18 protein-coding genes, 1 tRNA gene and 1 pseudogene are annotated in these 18,075 nt (G+C 61.2%); 5 read left to right on the plus strand and 15 right to left on the minus strand.

What is annotated here, in order from left to right; all coding sequences use genetic code 11:
* Positions 1–29: 29 nt before the first annotated feature.
* The 9 genes from rfbA to RIdsm_RS30245 form a co-directional block, all read right to left on the minus strand.
* Entirely contained in the window at positions 30–911 is an 882-nt protein-coding gene (rfbA, locus tag RIdsm_RS20225) for a glucose-1-phosphate thymidylyltransferase RfbA (RefSeq protein ID WP_057817898.1), read from the minus strand.
* Positions 908–1,762, minus strand: coding sequence for a dTDP-4-dehydrorhamnose reductase (gene rfbD, locus RIdsm_RS20230; protein ID WP_057817896.1), 855 nt, complete (start codon positions 1,760–1,762; stop codon positions 908–910). The genes rfbA and rfbD overlap by 4 nt, the downstream gene beginning before the upstream one ends.
* A 1-nt stretch (position 1,763) precedes the next feature.
* Positions 1,764–2,810 carry a dTDP-glucose 4,6-dehydratase gene (gene rfbB / locus RIdsm_RS20235; protein ID WP_057817894.1) on the minus strand — a complete coding sequence of 349 codons (1,047 nt, stop codon included), beginning with the start codon at positions 2,808–2,810 and terminating at the stop codon, positions 1,764–1,766.
* Positions 2,807–3,376: a dTDP-4-dehydrorhamnose 3,5-epimerase gene (gene rfbC, locus RIdsm_RS20240; RefSeq protein WP_057817891.1), complete on the minus strand. Its 570-nt coding sequence runs from the start codon at positions 3,374–3,376 to the stop codon at positions 2,807–2,809. The genes rfbB and rfbC overlap by 4 nt, the downstream gene beginning before the upstream one ends.
* Before the next feature lie 167 nt (positions 3,377–3,543).
* Positions 3,544–4,764: a hypothetical protein gene (locus RIdsm_RS20245; protein ID WP_057817889.1), complete on the minus strand. Its 1,221-nt coding sequence runs from the start codon at positions 4,762–4,764 to the stop codon at positions 3,544–3,546.
* A 975-nt stretch (positions 4,765–5,739) separates the two neighbouring features.
* Positions 5,740–6,816: a helix-turn-helix domain-containing protein gene (locus RIdsm_RS20250; RefSeq protein ID WP_057817887.1), complete on the minus strand. Its 1,077-nt coding sequence runs from the start codon at positions 6,814–6,816 to the stop codon at positions 5,740–5,742.
* Positions 6,817–6,822: 6 nt separating this feature from the next.
* Positions 6,823–7,524, minus strand: coding sequence for a hypothetical protein (locus RIdsm_RS20255; RefSeq protein ID WP_143100468.1), 702 nt, complete (start codon positions 7,522–7,524; stop codon positions 6,823–6,825).
* A 115-nt stretch (positions 7,525–7,639) separates the two neighbouring features.
* Positions 7,640–9,139, minus strand: a complete 1,500-nt coding sequence (locus RIdsm_RS20260; protein WP_074940266.1) for a DUF3987 domain-containing protein — start codon at positions 9,137–9,139, stop codon at positions 7,640–7,642.
* A gap of 55 nt (positions 9,140–9,194) precedes the next feature.
* Positions 9,195–9,452, minus strand: a complete 258-nt coding sequence (locus RIdsm_RS30245) for a hypothetical protein (RefSeq protein ID WP_177228421.1) — start codon at positions 9,450–9,452, stop codon at positions 9,195–9,197.
* A gap of 273 nt (positions 9,453–9,725) precedes the next feature.
* On the opposite strand from RIdsm_RS30245, the pseudogene RIdsm_RS30910 reads away from it, so the two are divergent.
* Positions 9,726–10,088, plus strand: a pseudogene (locus tag RIdsm_RS30910) (MobA/MobL family protein); the annotation flags it as partial.
* 175 nt (positions 10,089–10,263) lie between these two features.
* Positions 10,264–10,587, plus strand: a complete 324-nt coding sequence (locus RIdsm_RS30570; protein ID WP_236553350.1) for a hypothetical protein — start codon at positions 10,264–10,266, stop codon at positions 10,585–10,587.
* 138 nt (positions 10,588–10,725) lie between these two features.
* Here the strand turns inward: RIdsm_RS30570 and RIdsm_RS20270 are convergent, their stop codons facing one another.
* The 4 genes from RIdsm_RS20270 to ychF form a co-directional block, all read right to left on the minus strand.
* Positions 10,726–11,709 (minus strand): tyrosine-type recombinase/integrase, encoded by a 984-nt coding sequence (locus tag RIdsm_RS20270; RefSeq protein ID WP_074940261.1) that lies wholly within the window; start codon positions 11,707–11,709, stop codon positions 10,726–10,728.
* A gap of 42 nt (positions 11,710–11,751) precedes the next feature.
* Positions 11,752–12,000: an Arm DNA-binding domain-containing protein gene (locus tag RIdsm_RS30915; protein ID WP_143100467.1), complete on the minus strand. Its 249-nt coding sequence runs from the start codon at positions 11,998–12,000 to the stop codon at positions 11,752–11,754.
* 125 nt (positions 12,001–12,125) lie between these two features.
* Positions 12,126–12,215 (minus strand) — tRNA-Ser (locus RIdsm_RS20280).
* 366 nt (positions 12,216–12,581) lie between these two features.
* Positions 12,582–13,679, minus strand: a complete 1,098-nt coding sequence (ychF, locus tag RIdsm_RS20285) for a redox-regulated ATPase YchF (RefSeq protein WP_057817875.1) — start codon at positions 13,677–13,679, stop codon at positions 12,582–12,584.
* 298 nt (positions 13,680–13,977) lie between these two features.
* Here ychF and trpA point away from each other — a divergent pair, with 298 nt between their 5' ends.
* Both trpA and RIdsm_RS20295 read left to right on the plus strand, forming a co-directional pair.
* Positions 13,978–14,769, plus strand: coding sequence for a tryptophan synthase subunit alpha (gene trpA, locus RIdsm_RS20290; protein ID WP_057817873.1), 792 nt, complete (start codon positions 13,978–13,980; stop codon positions 14,767–14,769).
* On the plus strand, positions 14,766–15,569 hold the full coding sequence (locus RIdsm_RS20295) for a 2-keto-4-pentenoate hydratase (protein ID WP_074940259.1): 804 nt from the start codon (positions 14,766–14,768) through the stop codon (positions 15,567–15,569). The genes trpA and RIdsm_RS20295 overlap by 4 nt, the downstream gene beginning before the upstream one ends.
* Positions 15,570–15,574: 5 nt before the next feature.
* Here the strand turns inward: RIdsm_RS20295 and RIdsm_RS20300 are convergent, their stop codons facing one another.
* Together RIdsm_RS20300 and RIdsm_RS20305 are read right to left on the minus strand one after the other, a co-directional pair.
* Positions 15,575–16,348, minus strand: a complete 774-nt coding sequence (locus tag RIdsm_RS20300) for a ZIP family metal transporter (protein ID WP_057817870.1) — start codon at positions 16,346–16,348, stop codon at positions 15,575–15,577.
* Between the two features lie 10 nt (positions 16,349–16,358).
* Positions 16,359–16,796, minus strand: a complete 438-nt coding sequence (locus tag RIdsm_RS20305; RefSeq protein WP_057817868.1) for a MaoC family dehydratase — start codon at positions 16,794–16,796, stop codon at positions 16,359–16,361.
* A gap of 111 nt (positions 16,797–16,907) precedes the next feature.
* Here RIdsm_RS20305 and RIdsm_RS20310 point away from each other — a divergent pair, with 111 nt between their 5' ends.
* Positions 16,908–18,074, plus strand: coding sequence for an alpha-hydroxy acid oxidase (locus tag RIdsm_RS20310; protein ID WP_057817866.1), 1,167 nt, complete (start codon positions 16,908–16,910; stop codon positions 18,072–18,074).
* Position 18,075: the final 1 nt, after the last annotated feature.

Consider the following 18,075-nt stretch of genomic DNA (forward strand, 5'->3'; position numbering starts at 1 on the left):
CGGCGCAAGCGCACGACGTGGCCTGCGCCCTACGACCCGTCGCTTGCCAGCCGCGCGAGATACTCGCCATAGCCGTTCTTACCGAACTGCTTCGCACGATCCAGAAGCGCCTCCCGGCTGATCCAGCCCATGGCAAAGGCGATCTCGTCGGGGCTGCCGGTCTGCAAGCCCTGCCGGCTTGCCAGCGTCCGCACGAAATTCCCCGCATCCAGCAGGCTCGCATGCGTCCCGGTATCGAGCCACGCATAGCCCCGCCCCATCAGCTCGACCGACAACTTCCGGTCCTGCAGGTAGCTTTCCAGAAGCGTCGTGATCTCCAGCTCGCCCCGCGCCGACGGTTTGACCTCCTTCGCCCGCGCCGGGGCGCTGGCGTCGAGAAAATACAGCCCCGTCACCGCATAGCTCGACGGCGGCACCTCGGGCTTCTCGATGATCGCCTTGGCTTGCCCATCCTTGTCGAAATCCACCACGCCATAGCGCTCCGGGTCCGACACGTGATAGCCGAACACCGTGCCGCCCTCGGTCTTCCGGTCGGCCGCGGCCAGAACGTCCGGCAAGCCATGACCGAAAAAGATATTGTCGCCCAGGATCATCGCCGACGGCGCCCCGTCAAGGAACTCTTCCGCCAGGATATAGGCCTGCGCCAGCCCGTCCGGGCTCGGCTGCTCGATATAGGTCAGGCTCACGCCCCAATGCGCCCCATCCCCCAGCATCCGCTTGAACTGCTCCTGGTCATGCGGCGTGGTGATGACCGCGATCTCGCGGATACCCGCCAGCATCAGCACCGTCAGCGGGTAATAGATCATCGGCTTGTCGTAGATCGGCAGAAGCTGCTTCGACACACCCAGCGTGATCGGCCAAAGCCGCGTCCCCGACCCGCCGGCCAGGATGATGCCCTTGCGCTCGGTCATGCCACCTCTCCCAATTCCCTCAGAACCTCGTCCAGCCCGGCACGCCAGTCCGGCGCCTTGATCCCGAAATCCGCTTCGAGGGCCGTGCAATCCAGCCGCGAATTCGCGGGCCGCTTGGCGGGCGTCGGAAACTCCGCCGTCGGGATGCCGGCCAGCGCCACATCCCGCCCGGCCCGCTCGAAGATCGCCTGCGCGAAGCCGCACCAGCTCACCGCCGGCTGCCCCCCGAAATGGTAAACGCCACCGGGCTGACCCTCGCGCATCGCCCCCGCCATCCGCCAAAGCGCATCGGCAATCGCCCGTGCCGGCGTCGGGCATCCCACCTGGTCCTCGACCACCCGCAGGCTGTCCCGCTCCGCCGACAGCCGCAGCATCGTCTTGACGAAATTGTTGCCATGCGCCGAGAACACCCATGCCGTCCGTAGGATCGCATAGGCGCCGCCGGCCGCCGCGATCTCCTGCTCGCCCCGCAACTTGCTCCGCCCATAGGCGTTGAGCGGCGCCACCTTGTCGGTCTCCCGCCACGGCACGTCGCCCGTGCCATCAAACACGTAATCCGTCGAGACATGCAGAAACGGCAGACCCTTTTCCGCCGCCGCCCGCGCCATCGCCCCCGGCGTCTCGCCATTCACCACCGTCGCCAGCGCCTCGGCATCCTCGGCCTTGTCCACCGCCGTGTAGGCCGCGGCATTGATCACGGCCGTCGCGTCCGTTCCACGAATGACCGCCGCGCAGGCCTCCGGGTCCGACAGATCCGCCTCGTCGCGCCCAAGGCACAGCACGTCACCGCCGCCCACCCGCGCCAGCTCGGTCGCCACCTGCCCCGTCTTGCCGAACACCAGAACCGTCATGCTACCCCGCCTTGCCCAGCCGCTCGCCCACACCCTGCCGGCCCTGCAAGGCCCGCCACCAGTCCTCGTTGTCGAGATACCACTGCACGGTAAGCTCCAGCCCCTGCTCCAGCGTCACCGACGGCCGCCAGCCCAGCTCTTCCCGTATCCGCGTCGGGTCGATCGCATAGCGCAGATCATGCCCCGGCCGATCGGCCACGAACTCGATCAGCTCGGCATACGCACCGCCACCCTCACGCGGCCGCTTATCATCCAATATCCCGCAGATCCGCCGCACGATCTCGATATTCTTCGCCTCGTTCTCGCCCCCGATATTGTAGGACCGGCCCAGCGCGCCCTTCTCCAACACCGTCAGCAACGCGTCGGCATGATCCTCGACATACAGCCAGTCGCGCACATTCTCACCCTTGCCGTAAACCGGCAACGGCTTGCCCGCCAACGCATTGAGAATGATCACCGGAATCAGCTTCTCGGGAAAATGATAGGGCCCGTAATTGTTCGAACAGTTCGACAGAACCACCGGCAACCCATAGGTCTCGTGCCACGCCCTCACAAGGTGATCCGACGCCGCCTTCGACGCCGAATAAGGCGAGCGCGGATCGTAAGGCGTCTCTTCCGTGAACTTCCCCGTCGCACCAAGCGAGCCGAACACCTCGTCGGTCGAGATATGGTGAAACCGGAACCCCTCCGGCCGCCCCTGCCCGACCCAATACTTCCGCGCCGCCTCCAGAAGCGTATAGGTCCCGGTCACGTTCGTCTCGATGAACGTCCCCGGCCCGTCGATCGACCGGTCCACATGGCTTTCCGCCGCCAGGTGCATCACCGCATCGGGGCGATGCTCGGCAAACACCCGGTCCAGCGCCGCCGCATCGCGAATATCCGCCTCCTCGAAGGCATAAAGCGGGCTCTCGGCCACCTCCGCCACGTTCTCCAGGCACGCCGCATAGGTCAGTGCATCGAGGTTCACCACCTCATGCCCGCGCCCCGCCGCCAGCCGCACCACGGCCGACCCGATGAACCCCGCCCCGCCGGTCACCAACAGCTTCATGCCGCGCCCTCCCAGACGAACGGGCTGTCAAAATCCTTCAGCAGCGGCGCCTTCGCATCCTTCTCCGACAACACCGCCGCGCCGGCATCCACGCCCCAGTCGATCCCGATCTCCGGGTCGTCGAACCTGACCGCCCCGTCACATTCGGGCGCATAGTAATCGGTGCACTTGTAGATGATCTCGGTATCGGGCGCCCTTGTCGCGAACCCGTGCAGGAACCCCTCGGGAATATAAAGCTGCTTGCCGTTCTCGAAGCTCAGCTCGACCCCGACCCACCGGCCGAAGGTCGGGCTCCCCTTGCGAATATCCACGGCCACGTCGAACAGACAGCCCCGCCCGCACCGCACCAGCTTGCCCTGCGCATGCGGCGGCGACTGGAAATGCAACCCGCGCACCGTGCCCACCTTCGCCGAAAGGGAATGGTTGTCCTGCACGAACTCCGCCTCGATCCCGGCCTCGGCCAGCCGGCGCTTGTTCCAGCTCTCCGAAAAGAACCCCCGCGCATCGCCGTGCCGCTGCGGCGTAAGGACAACGACACCCCCAAGCTCCGTCTGTTTTACCTGCATTTTAGGTCCTGTTTTCGCCCCCTTACGGCTTACCAAGCCGCACGTCGCCTGTCACCCGCAAACGGGGACCCAAATGCCGCTTCATCTGCCTGCGCCCCTGCCAATTGAAGGCAGACCCGACGCTCAAAACGCCCCAATCTGTCCGGCAGGTGCTGACGTCAGACAAGTCAGGAGCGAGCTGTCAGAGCATTCACGCCTTGGATGTGCTCAACAATCTCACGATCACTGAGAAATCGAGACGCCGTCTGCTCGGCACCCTTTCTCAGGCCGTCTATCATCTTTTCGTTCGGCTGGATCGCCGGAATCTCCTGCCCCGTCCTCCGCCCTTTTGCGGCTTTTTTCTCGACTTCGCCTCGAAGCACCTCAATCCAGGTGTCCGAAATGTTCCGATAGAACGAAAAGTAGGAATACGCGCCGATCACGCCGGGCCAGCCAAGTGTCGAAAAGCTATCGAGAATGTACTGGATGTCCTCATCCGACCAAGGCGCGGGAACGGCACGCGTGTCGGGCGGCTTTCCCTCAAAGGACTCTCCCAGCGTTGCGGTGAGATACTCGACCTCGGCGGAGATGTCATCGGCGATGGCGTCGTATTCTCCATTCGTGAGCAGGAACTTTCCGCCGCCCTTGATGTATCTGAGTTCGCGAATGTCATTCACCGATCTCACGTTTGCGCCGGCCGTTGTTTCAGGGGATTTCGGGAATACCGTATTGATGTGCCCCATGATCCGTGTCGCATTGTCGCTGAGGCTTTCGTTTCGCGACCCGGAATTCGGCTGCGACAGACCCGATTGCGAAGCGCCGATATGCTTGAGAAGCTCCAGTGCGACGTCGTTTTCCTGTTGCCTGATTGCGTTGTAGCTCAAGACCCTGACCTCGCCGAACGTTCGCGACAACTTCTTGTGATGCCCGACGACGGATCGCCTCGATACGAGGAGAGGCCTTTCCCGTTTCACACTCTGCTGGATGTGGCTCACGGTGTATTCATACGGGTCCCTGACCAGGCATATGGGTATGATCCGCTTTTTCGTCCGCCTGAGGAATTCCTTGACGTCCTTCAGCGCGTCTTTCGACAGCGAGGGTATGCCCTCTCCTGAGAAAATCAGATCTCCATCAAAATCAATGGATTGGCTGAGCTGATCAATGAAGTGTTCTTTGTCTTCGAGGCTGTTTCGGCCCTGCCTCGCAAGGGCGGCGTGAGTCGCGGGGTCTTCGGTGAACGCTGCGAAGAAGGCGGTGGAGTGTCCAAGGGTTTCCTTGCCTCTTCGATCCACGATTTTCGGGTAGCGCAGCCCCCTGCTTTCCAGGATGTCTCTATTCTTGCTGAGAAAGGCCTGCGTGTATGTACTGCCTGTCTTCGGGAAGCCTAGGTGCAGAAAAATTTTTGGCATTATGGCAACTTTCTCGAGGCACGCTTCGCGACCTTGGCGAAGGCTTCCTTTGACGTGGTAATGAGCGGGCGCCCCACAAGGCAATGATTATGCGTGGCGTTTCGTCCCATAGTGATGGCAAATTATGGATATTCAACCGGATTGCAACCCAACCGGTTTTGTTGCGAAAGCCTGCTCCACGAGACCTTGACGGCCATGGCTGAGACGGCCCGTCGATGGCGGCCGGGACGAGATTCCGGCAGGGACCACGCGGAGGCCGAAGCCCGAGCGACCGCCCCCTATCCGGACCTTCGAAGATCTCCGGGCCAGAGGTCATGACCGCGGCCGGAACAAGCGCCCCCTTGGGGCGCACGACGGGTGAGCATGTGCGACATGGCCGGGAACAGACCATGAAAGACGGCCTTCAGGAAGGCGCCCCCGGACGCGAACAAGCAATCCCTTCCACTGCCATCCGGTTCATGGCGAAAAGCGCGTTTCGGGCTGGTCGATCGATGCCCGGACTTCGAGAATGCAGTCAGCTTCCAGAATGCAACACGTCAAAAGCCGACATTCCACCAAGAAGGTTGAAAGGGCCTGACCCATTGAGGAAGACCTTGCGCCTTGTCACGACAACAGCGCCTGCCGCCGTGCGTGAGCCCTGCAACCCGCATTCCAGCAAACGGGGGGGGAAGAGTTCATCCCTGAGGGCATTCACCCGAAACCGGCGCGACCCGCCATTGTCCTCTGGGCGCGGAACTGAGGCAAAACGCTCAAGCGCTGATCATCCCTACATCGAAGAGACTGCGGGGGCTAGAATGTGGAAACACCCTTGCCCTTGTCCTCTCAGCCATTCGATTCAATTGGCAAATTTTTTTATGGCGGAGACGAAGTCCGCCCAACTTTTCACCCAAGACTCTGATTCATTTCAATTTTGTTTACGCCATCTATCATCGACCCCACATCCCCACCCACAAAGAGCGTGTCACATGGCTCAACTCAGTTGATGATACGCAACCTTGGCCGCTCTTCAGAGCCTTCATTGAACGGATAGAAACGGTCAAACTCATTTTCATGGAGATTGGAGAGCCTGACCAAATCCTTCTTCTCGAAGCCAAGATCCTTGATCTGAGTCTTGATTATTGTTGGCAGAACGGAGGCTGGATCGTGCTCAAAATCGAGGCTTGCTGGCTCTCTTGTCTTCCATCCACGAGAACTGATCTGGGTCCAGAGATACTTTGCCTGATTCTTGGAGACGATCCCTTCGCGTTGCGCCGCGTAAAGGATGCCCTGCATGGACATCTTCCATTCCGGCTTCAAAGCGGCCAGCAGTGCCAAGGACAATTTTCGCCCCCTGAATGCCTCCCGCAACTCCTTTCGCGGAAACAGGAATACAGACGCAAACTCGTTGGCCTCTTTTTCCATCTCTGGTGTCGGGAACTGGTGCATGACGAGGTGTCCCAACTCGTGCGCGAGCGTGAACCTCACACGATCCGCAGGGTGATTGGGATTCAGCAGGACAAGCGGCGCCTGACCCGGAGCGGCAAATGTCACACCGCTGACCCCGGCGCCATGAAAGTCGGAATAACCCACAACGACTCCCGCTCGCTCCATTATCCTGGTCAGGTTACCGATAGGTCCATTTGGCATTTTCCAGTGGAGTCGAACCATGTCCGCAATATCAGAGGGAGATTCATACATCTCCACATCAAGTCGCGGCAGCTCCATAGCCCGATTAAGCTCGACGTTTTCCAAGAATTTCCGGAGGTGAAACAACCTCAGATTCAATTCTGCAGTGATCATCTCGACATCTCTGGCCGTAACCTGTGAATTGCCCCTGAGCATTGTATGCACGCTGACTGGCGGTCCATACACTGTGTCAGTAATATCGAAGAACTCTACAGGTAGATCGAAAGAAGCGGCGGCTCTCGCGACGGTCTGGTCATCAACCTCAACGATGTCGTTTTCCATCCGCGAATAGACTGCTTGTGCCACGCCGAGTTTCTCAGCAGATTTGATCTGCGTGAATCCCCGAAGATGCCGAGCCAGCCTCAGCAAGGTTCCTCTTGTCGCCATGTTGAATCACTCTTGGTCTTGCTTGTTCTGACCGGCGTCCTGACCCCCTTTGCGCGGTTTGACAAGCGGTTCCTCATCGTCGGTGGTGGAGTCGATGGTCGCGCCAAAGAGCGGCACGATGGCCTCGTCCTCAGCCAGCAGATCATCAATTTCATAGTGCCAGAGAAGCCGGTCACCATCCCTCGCAACAACGAGGATGCTTTCGATCCGGTCACCAACTTCGGAGGCCGCATACAGGACCTCAACCTTTTCGGCCTCCGGCGGCAAACCCGGCAGAGTGCCTTGCGGGTTCACAAAATCGAGCACGGCTTGTGTTTTCAGATTACGCCCAAGATTGTTCTCATCGCCCTTTTTGAAGCGGAGGAGGACCTCCTCAGAGAAGCAAAACTTCACCGTTTGGCTTTCTTCCACGATGCGAACGCCGGGTTCGTCGGAGAAGATGCGCATGGCGTTTCGGACAACAGCATCGAAGATATCGTTCGCTTCAGTCCTGGCATAAAGCACAGAGCCGAAGCCCTGTTTCGCTCGGAACATCTGCACCTGCCGCCACTCGCTGTAGCCAAGTTCGACCGCTTCCCGAATTTTCGGGTGGTGCTGCTCTAACGCCTGACGGACGCGGTCTTGATCGGTTTGGGTCATTATTTTGCCTGTGGTCGCCTGATGCTCGTTGTTTGAGACATCAATGCCATATTGCTTTTCCTTTTTCAAGGAATTTATTCAGGTGTTATTCAAAACCTATCCGGGGAGACCGGAACTCGCACGCTGCACGTGCTACCCAGCTACCCGTCCGCAAAAGCCCCGCCGATCTGGCAGGGCCTTCAAATCACAGAACCGAGGAAATATCCGGATGAACCCGAAAGGCTTCATTCCGCTTGGAGCCATCCACTACCGTCCCCGGCGGCAGCATCTCGATCCATCGGTGCGCAACCAGCGTTTGCATAGCATCTTGCCTGTCGCCTTTCTTCCGAAACATCGGTGGGGCGAACTGCGATACATCTTTGTCGTGACCACACCCCCCGGCGCCATATTTGCTTGCCATCCACGCGCCGAGCAGCCCAGCCTCGCAGTTATTCCTCTCAGATCTACCGAGCTTCAGCAGTGCCGAAAACTGAGTAAGGTAGAAGCGCATGAGGTCGCAGGCAGACCGGGCCGCAGGCTCGGTGACTTCAGTGGCTTCGATGTCATCGAACAAGGTGACGATGGCAGCAATTCGGGTCGCATTCTCGATCGAGCGGCTGGCGAAGCCACGAATTTTCTCAAAACGACCGCCATCACCGAGGTCAGCTTCAACACTATTGTAGAAACCGATCAAAACCGACCGAGCTTCCGTCGACAAGGGAAGCACCGCGCTGTCGGGCGCGAACGGGTCGTCAGACGGTAAGCACAGGCCCTGCCGTGAATGGAGATCTTGAAGCGTCTCAAGTGAACTTTCAGCGAAGCGTCGAATGGCCATACGCGCTTCGTGATTGATATCCTGAAAGAAGCGCGCGCCCATCGTTGACCGTGGGAAGCAGGGTAGCACACGAGGAAGAATCCCCTGCTCGACCATCTCCCTGTCGCCGTAAACCTGGCCGATCAGATAAGGCTGAAACATAAGAGACATTGTTAACGGCACGCCCGCCACGCTGGTATCACGACCATGTGCCCGAGGACGCTTGATGTCGCTGCCACTCCATATTTGCGAAAGACCGGCAATAGTCTTTTGGCGTTGATCGCGGCTCATAGAATGCCCGCCGAAGAAACCAGCGGCATCATCGTTCGAGAGACAAGCGACGCCCGGCCCACGGACCATCACGCCCAGAAGACCCTCATAGGTAGGATCGCTCACGACGATTTCGGATACTTCGTCGTCCGCGTCATCAGAGTTGGCGCCCTCCTGTTCGAGAGCGCGCCGGTCTTGGATCGACCTTTGCAACTCCCTCTCGAACGCCTTGATACCCATCTGGGCATCGCTATCCACGGCAGTCTTACGTTCGCCGCTCTGGGCGATTGTGATGAGGTAGAGCGCCATCGGAGTCGCATTGCCGTGGATCGCCTCAACTTTTCCCCATCTGCTCACCGCTGTGCTCATTGCACAAAGGACAGCCTGTCCGCATAACCCCTTTGGCGCCTGCGAGCTTTCGTGTAGCGCCACAGCGGCTTCACAGCCTTTTTGCCCCAAAGATTCGAGCGGGAAGTCATCGCTGACACCGGATGCGGTGCCCAATGCGACTGGCGGCGCAGAAAAACCTGCCTTTGTTCCGCAAGGGGCGACAGTTTCCTCTGACTCCACAAGAGGATCGAGACTTGGTAATAAGTCGTTAATTTTCAGCATCTTGCTCATACCTTTTCCTTTCGTTTCTCGGTATGAACTGGATGTAGGTTCGTGATCTGTTCTCTCAGAAACAAACAGATTGTTTCCGATTTCTCGCTTTTCCCCCAGACGCTTCAACACCAGACGGTTCACTGTCGTTGCCTGAGCGCAACTGCAGCAACTCACCCTCGAAGAAGTCCACTGTTGTGCCAACCAGACGTAGCTTGGACACCACGGGAACGTCTCCAGCAGTGGAGTCCAGAAGACGAAATCTGCTGCAATGCTGAATAATCAATGCGGCGATCCGCATCTTCGACTTGTCCATTTCCGAGAGCTCATCCACTTCCCTATGTCCCGTTTTGTAAGGCGCACAACGGATAAAATAGTCATTTTATCCACACCCCAAAAACGGCAAGCAATGGCTCTCTTTTCCTTCCGGCACACAGTGAAAACCTTCTCGCCAAAATGCGAGAACGACGAGCGCCGGGCGAAGGAAGGCCAGACAGCTGCGCACATGCGATACATCACGAGAAGTTCGGCTGCACGTGTGGTCATGCGGGAACGACTGGATCGGATCGGAGACGCTGCACAAGCCGCCTTCGCGGAGCAAACCGCGATGAAACGTAAGGGCCGTGTTTGCGAGCGTTTTATCATCGCGCTACCCACTGAGGCATCACAAGCCCAAAGGGTTAAGCTGGCCAGACGCTTTGCTGAAGAACTCACAAAGGGCAAAGCTGGGTTTGTCCTCGCCATCCATGACAAGGCCGGAAACGATGTCAGGAACCCGCATTTTCACCTTGTAGCATTTGATTACCATGAGCGATCCGGCGGTCGGGGTCGCCCCCGAAGTGTCCTCGGGATGGCCAGAAAGAACGCCGTAGAGGAGAAAGCAAGACTGTGGGCGGACATCCACAATGAGATGATGCGCCGCTGGGGGTTCGGAAACGAAAGCATTGTTTCTCATCTATCCTTCGAAGATCGGGGAGTAGATCAAATCCCACAAATCCATGAAGGCGCTTCGGCGCGCAAGATGACGGCAAGAGGCTGTGTATTCCGATCTAAGCCCGAATGGCAGCAGGTGGACGCTGGGCAAACCAGAGCGAGCGCGAATCAAGTCATCAAAGAGATCAATCAACTCAAAAGGAGCACCAGACATGACAATCGACTGGGAAGCGGAAATGAGAGAGGTTCGATCGAGAGCAACAGCAGCTGCCCGCCATGGCGAAAGGACGTTGGGCGGAATGGCCGAGGCATTGAAGGTTCTCCAAGTACAAGACAAGCGCTTGACCGAGATGAACAAGGTCATGAAGGCCATGGAAACCCGCCTTGGATCGCTGGAAGCCGCATTGCAGGCCGCCCAGGCTTTGCAGATGGACAACCGAGCCGGCCAGCCTTCTCGCAGCTCGGTGGCCCTGTGGAGCGGCGCAGCCCTCGCATTCGTCGCCGTCATTCTTTCAGGCGTGTTTTTGTGGAACTGATATTCCTGCGCGACACTCTCCGGGCACGCCTTGCGACTCTTGGTGGTCGCCGGCTTGCCCTACCGAGTAGCAAGATAGCAGAAGCCGAGCAATCAATCGAAGGTGGACGCGAAGCACAGGGCATCGACGGCTGCCATATCAGGGCCTCGTCATCCACCTGCCTCGAATAACAGCTTCCACATCGCTACCATTCGCAAACGGCTCAAGATCGCCGTAGACCCATAAGCCCCATTTCTCCATCAACATAAGCCGTTGATCGAGCAACTCTGCCTGGTTGTAGATTTGCGCGACGCGCGACCCCACCTTGTGGGCAAGGCAAAGTTCTGCGACATCGTGATCCGCGCGAGCTATCTCAGCTGCCCAGGTCCGGAAACTGGTCCGCATACCGTGGACCGTTGCGCCGGGATGTTTGGATTGCAGCAGTTTTCGCATAGTTCCATCGCTGATCATCCGCTGGGGCTGAGATGGCGAAGGAAATACGAGGTCGCTTGCCTTCGTGCGGAGCTTCTTGGCCCTAAGGAGAACAGCACGGGCAGGCATTGAAATTGGCACGGTGAAATCTGTCCTCGATTTCATGCTTGCCGCGGGGACTTTCCATGTCTTGAGGCCATCGTCGAAATCTGACCAACGGGCCGAGCGGACCGGTCCAGATCGTAGAGCGGTCAGTATTGTGAAAATCAGGGCGAGAGCTCCAACATCGTCTGACTGGTCAAGATCCAGCACAAAGTCGCTGATTTCCATATAAGGCATCGCTTTGAAGTGCTTCGTTTTTGCCCTCTGCTCTCGCATCAATGACCGCATGCCAGTCGCCGGATTGCCCTTGGTTCGCAAACCACGGCCACAGGCATGGTCAAAAACCGTCTTTATCCTTTGAAGAACCCGCCGCGCTGTTTCAGGCTTCGTCGTCCAGATAGGATCAAGCACCTGCTCCAAATCGTCTTGGTGGACGTCCTCAATTGAAAGATTCCCTATGACAGGGAAAGCATAGGTTTCGAGGGTGTTGATCCACTGAGCAATATGTTTGCCGTTGTTCGTGTGGTCCTTAAACTTGCGCTCATGCACCGTTCGAGCGAGTTCTGCAAAGGTCGTCGCCTTGCCCTCGGCCCCGCGCTCTCGAACCACGGGATTGCCCCCTGCACGAGCGAGCTTTCGATATTGATACGCCTATTCTCGGGCCTCGGACAGCGATACGAGATTTGCTGCCCCCAGTCCGAAGTCTTTGCGTTTTCCGCGCACGACGATTCGAAGCAACCAACGGCGAGCGCCCGAGCGGTCGACTTGGAGATAAAGGCCGCCACCGTCAGTGTGTCGGCCCGGCGGGGCTTTTCGCACGAAAGCTGCGTTTAACCGTTTCTCCACATGTGGTCCGGGCTGCTTACCGCGCGCACCACGATCTAACGACGAGCCATCCATACTTCACCCCACATTTCGCCCCACAAATGATGTGGGTGGTTTCGAACCAGATGTTGGGCTTTCGATGGACAAACTGCGGAAAACTTGAGGCATCCCGCTCGGTCAATGACCAGAAACAGTGTTTCTGGCGGAGACGAAGGGATTCGAACCCTCGAGACCCTTTCGGGTCTACTCCCTTAGCAGGGGAGCGCCTTCGACCACTCGGCCACGTCTCCGCCGACCCGTCTAGCCAACCAGGCACCGAGAGGCAAGGGCGGAATCGTCATATTGCGAGAGCGGGCGGTCGTGGCGCAGTCTAGGGCGATCAGACCCGATCCGCCAAGTGCCATTGGCGGGCGTCCGGCGCACCGGCCCCGTTGCGCCCGGCACCACATCTCGCCCCGCACCCCACCGGGCGCCACATTAAACCGGCCCCCGTCGGCGCGGCGCACCGACGCGATACCGACAAAATACCGACGTTATACCGACGTGCCGAAAGGGGCCTCGAACCCCTTGTTAACCTGGCTGCAGACGGCGATTCGCCCCGGCATGGCCCACCCCCGCCGTCCGCAGGGCGCAACGAAGCGTTAAACCCGTGATCTTCAGTTGTTGAACAGGAAGTGCAGCACGTCGCCATCCTTGACCAGGTAGCCCTTGCCTTCCGACCGCATCTTGCCGGAATCCTTGGCCCCCTGCTCGCCGCCCAGCGCCACGAAATCGTCATAGGCGATGGTCTCGGCGCGAATGAAGCCCTTCTCGAAATCGCCGTGAATGACCCCCGCCGCCTGCGGCGCCAGCGTGCCCTGGCGGATGGTCCAGGCACGGGCCTCCTTCGGCCCCACGGTGAAGTAGGTCTGCAGGTGCAGCAGGTCATAGCCCGCACGGATCAGCCGGTCGAGCCCCGCCTCCTCCAGCCCCATTTCCTCGAGGAACATCGCCGCCTCGTCGGCATCGAGCTGGCTGATCTCCTCCTCGATCTGGGCCGAGATCACCACGGTCGCCGCACCCTGCTCGGCCGCCATCGCCGCCACGGCGGCGGAATGGGCGTTGCCCTCGGCCGCGCTCCCCTCGTCGACATTGCAGACGTAAAGGATGGGCTTGGTGGTCAGCAACTGCAGGTTTTTCCACGCTTTCGCATCCTCGTCGCTGACCTCGACGATACGCGCGGGCTTGCCCTCTTCCAGCACGGCCTGCGCCTGCGCCAGAAGCCGGTCCTGCACCACGGCCTCCTTGTCGTTGCCCTTCAGCTTGCGCACCAGCCCCGCGCGCCGCTTCTCGATGCTCTCCAAATCGGCCAGCATCAGCTCGGTCTCGATCACCTCGGCATCCGCCACCGGGTCGACACGGCCCTCCACGTGGGTCACGTCGCCATCCTCGAAACAGCGCAGCACATGGGCAATCGCGTCCACCTCGCGGATGTTGGCCAGGAACTGGTTGCCCAGCCCCTCGCCCTTGCTCGCGCCCTTCACGAGGCCCGCGATATCGACAAAGGTCATCCGCGTCGGGATCACCTGTTTCGACTTGCCGATCTCGGCCAGCTTGTCCAGCCGCGCATCCGGCACGGCCACCTCGCCCACGTTGGGCTCGATCGTGCAGAAGGGGAAGTTCGCGGCCTGCGCCGCGGCGGTGCGGGTGAGCGCGTTGAAGAGCGTGGATTTCCCCACGTTCGGCAAGCCCACGATACCCATCTTGAAACCCATCTCGCGCCCTCCTTTACGGCAACGCGGCGCTTCTATGCCGCAACCGCGTGCGTTGCAAGGCGCGGCGTTGCGATCAAGGGCGCTCCGGCCCTTAACCGGCTGGAAAGGTCACCGGCCTATACCGCCGCCACTCCTCCGGTTTGCAGCCCGAACCGCCACCACCCCGCATCACGACCGGCATTAACATCCTGTTAACCTTCCCGCCTGCCCCCGATACCTGCGTCTCGGGGAATGATCGTTATTGCACTCGGGCGCGGATTAAGCGAAACCACCGGGAACCAGACTTCAGGATGCCCGGATGACCCGTATCGACGCCAAATTCGCAGAGCTCAAAGCCGCCGGAAAGAAGGCCTTCGTGGCCTATGTCATGGCCGGCGACCCCGACTATGACACCTCGCTCGAGGTGGTGAAGGGGCTGCCCGGCGCCGGTGTCGACATCATCGAACTGGGCCTGCCCTTCACCGACCCGATGGCCGACGGCCCCACCATCCAGCTCGCCGGCCAGCGCGCCCTCGAAGGCGGCATGACCCTGCAGCGCACGCTCGACATGGCGACCGAGTTCCGCAAGACCGACGACACCACCCCGATCGTGATGATGGGCTACTACAATCCGATCTATAACCGCGGCGTCGACAAATTCCTCGACGACGCCAAGGAGGCGGGCATCGACGGCCTGATCGTGGTCGACCTGCCGCCCGAGGAGGACGAGGAGCTCTGCATCCCGGCGCAGAAAGCCGGCCTCAACTTCATCCGCCTCGCCACCCCCACGACCGATGACAAGCGCCTGCCCAAGGTGCTCACCAACACGTCCGGCTTCGTCTATTACGTCTCGATCACCGGCATCACCGGCGCCGCCGCGGCCCAGGCCGCAGATGTCGGGCCCGAGGTCAAGCGCATCAAGGCCAAGACCGACCTGCCGGTCATCGTGGGCTTCGGCATCCGCACGCCCGAGACCAGCCGCGAAATCGCCAGCGTCGCCGACGGCGCCGTCGTGGGCTCGGCCATCGTCGCCAAGCTGGCCGAAGGGGAAACCCCGGCCCAAGTCCTTGATTTCGTGCGCGGCCTCGCCGACGGGGCCCACAGCGCGTGACACAGGATCCAGACGCGTCCGGCCTGGCCGCCGCGTTGCTGGAGGCCTATGACAGCGGCCGCCCGCTCGCCCCGCTGTCAGGCCGCATACACGGGTTCGACGCCGCCACCGCCTGCCGCGTCGGCCATGAGATCACCGCCCGCCGCACCGCCCGCGGCGAGCGGAGGATCGGCCGCAAGATCGGCTTCACCAACCGCTCGATCTGGCCCATCTACGGCGTCACCGGCCCGATCTGGGGCCCGGTCTGGGATACGACCCTTTTCGAGTTCTCCGACGCCCCCGTCGACCTGCCGAACCTGCCCGAACCCCGGCTCGAACCCGAGATCATCCTCGGCCTGAAATCGGCCCCCTCCGCCGGCATGACGCCCGAAGACCTCGCCCATTGCATCGACTGGGTCTCCCACGGGTTCGAGATCGTCTTCTCCCCCTTCCCCGGCTGGAAATTCGACGTCACCGACTGCCAGGCCGGCTTCGGCCTGCACGGCGCCCTCTTCACCGGCCCCCGCCTGCCGCTCACACCCGAGCGCGCCGCCGCCCTGCCCGACCTCTCGATCACCCTCGACGGCCCGAACGGCAAACGCCTCACAGGCCGCGGCTCCGACGTGCTCGACGGCCCGCTTCAGGCGCTGTCCTACCTCCTCGACACGCTCGCCGCCGACCCGCAGGTCAGCGCGCTTGAACCAACCGAGATCATCACCACCGGCACGCTCACCGATGCCGTCCCGCTCTCACCCGGCGACACCTGGGAAACCCGCCTCGACGGCATCGACCTGCCCGGCGCCCGCATCACCTTCCGCTAAAGCGCCTACCCGAGAATAACGTCCAGCAACATCATCAGGATCAGCCCGCCCACGAACCCCGTCGTGGCCGCCGTCTGGTGCCCCCGCCGATGCGTCTCGGGAATGATCTCGTGGCTGATGATGTACAGCATCGCCCCGGCGGCAAAGGTCAGCCCCGGCGGCAGCATGTGATGCGACACCTGCACCGCGCTCACCCCCAGCAACCCGCCCACCGGCTCGATCAAGCCGGTCAGCATCGCCACCATGAAGGCATAACGCCGGCTATACCCCTGCCCCCGCAGCGCGACCGCCACGGCCAGCCCCTCGGGCGCATTCTGCAACCCGATGCCGGTGGCCAGAGACATGCCGTTGGTGATGTTCCCGCCGCCGAACCCCACCCCCACGGCCAGCCCTTCCGGGAAATTGTGGATGGTGATCGCGATCACGAACAGCCAGATCTTCGGCAGAGCGCTCGGGTCCGACCCTTCCGGCCCCGACACGAAATGCCGGTGCGGCAGAAGGGCATTCAACGCCGCCACCGCCGCCGCGCCCAGCGCGATGCCCAGCCCCGCCACCAGCGCGGCCCACTCCGTCGAGCCATACAAGCCCTCCCCCGCCTCGATCCCCGGCAGGATCAGCGAGAAATACGAGGCCGACAGCATCACCCCGGCGGCAAACCCCAAAAGCGTATCGCTCAGCTTCGCCGACAGGCTCCGCCCGAACAGCACCGGGATCGCCCCGACGGCCGTCATCAGACCGGCGCAGAGGCTGGCCAGCAGGCCGATCAGCGTCAGGCTCATGCCCACGCCCTCACGTCCGGCGCTTCAGGATATGGATCGCGCTGTAACTCATCACGATCTCGTCCTTCTGGTTGAACACCTCGTAGAGGATCGTCGTCCGCCCCCGGTCGGGGCGCGAGGCCGAGGGCCGGCTCGCCGTCACCGTCGCCTTCACCTTCAGCGTGTCGCCGGGCCGAACCGGCATCACCCAGCGCACGTCCTCCATTCCCGGCGAGCCCATCGACGCCTCGGTCCAGACACCGGTTTCCAGCGTCAGCCGATAGGCCGTCACAAGCGTATGAAACCCGCTCGCGATCAGCCCGCCATAGGGCGAGGCCTCGCCGGCCGCGTCGTCAATGTGGAAATCCTGCGGATCCCACTCACTGGCAAAGCCGACGATCTCGTCGCGCGGCAATGTCCGCTCTCCGGTCTCGTAGGTGTACCCCACCGGCATGTCGTCGAAAAACATGGCGCTCCCTTTCCTGCTCGCATTTGTCTCAACCCGCGACACCGGCGCGGGATTGCACAAGCCCCCCGGTTTTGGCTAAGAAACCTTACCAATGGAACCCGGAGTGCCCGCATGCCCGCCATCACCTGTATCGAAGACCTCCGGCGCCTCTACGAACGCCGCGTGCCCCGGATGTTCTACGACTATGCCGAAACCGGCAGCTGGACGGAACAGACCTTCCGCGAAAATACCACGGATTTCCAGAAGATATACCTGCGCCAGCGCGTCGCGGTCGACATGGCCGGGCGCAGCACGGCGACACAGATGGTCGGGCAGGACGTCTCGATGCCCGTGGCGCTGGCGCCCGTGGGCCTGACCGGCATGCAATGCGCCGATGGCGAGATCAAGGCGGCCCGCGCGGCCGAGAAATTCGGCGTGCCCTTCACCCTCTCCACCCTCTCGATCTGCTCGATCGAGGACGTGGCCGAGAACACCTCCAAACCCTTCTGGTTCCAGGTCTACACCCTGCGCGACGAGGATTTCATGAAGCGCCTCTTCGAGCGCGCCAAGGCCGCCAAATGCTCGGCCCTCGTCATCACCGTCGACCTGCAGATGATGGGTCAGCGCCACAAGGACATCAAGAACGGCCTGTCGGCCCCGCCCAAGCTGACGCTGAAATCCGTGGCCAACATGGCCACCAAGGTGCAATGGGGCCTCGGCATGCTGGGCACCAAGCGGCGCGAGTTCCGCAACGTGGTGGGCCACGCCTCGGGCGTCAGCGACGCCTCCTCGCTCACCAAGTGGACAGCCGAAGCCTTCGACCCCTCCCTCGACTGGGAGAAGATCCGCGAATTCCGCAAGATGTGGGATGGCCCGGTCATCATCAAGGGCATCATCGACCCGCGCGACGCGAAAGAGGCGGTGAACGTCGGCGCCGACGCCATCGTCGTGTCGAACCACGGTGGCCGCCAGCTCGACGGCGCACTCTCCTCCATCCGTGCCCTGCCCGAGATCATGGATGCCGTCGGCGACAAGATCGAGGTCCATCTCGACAGCGGCATCCGCACCGGCCAGGACATCCTCAAGGCCGTGTCGATGGGCGCCAAGGGCGTGATGATCGGCCGCTCCTTCGTCTATGGCCTCGGCGCGATGGGCGAGGAAGGCGTGACCAAGGCGCTCGAGATCCTCCACAAGGAGCTCGACACCTCCATGGCCCTCTGCGGCCGCCGCGACGTGAAGACGCTCGACCGCGATATCCTCATGATTCCCGAAGGATTCTCGGGCCGCTGGGAAAGCTGAC

Source organism: Roseovarius indicus, assembly GCF_008728195.1.
GTDB lineage: Bacteria > Pseudomonadota > Alphaproteobacteria > Rhodobacterales > Rhodobacteraceae > Roseovarius > Roseovarius indicus.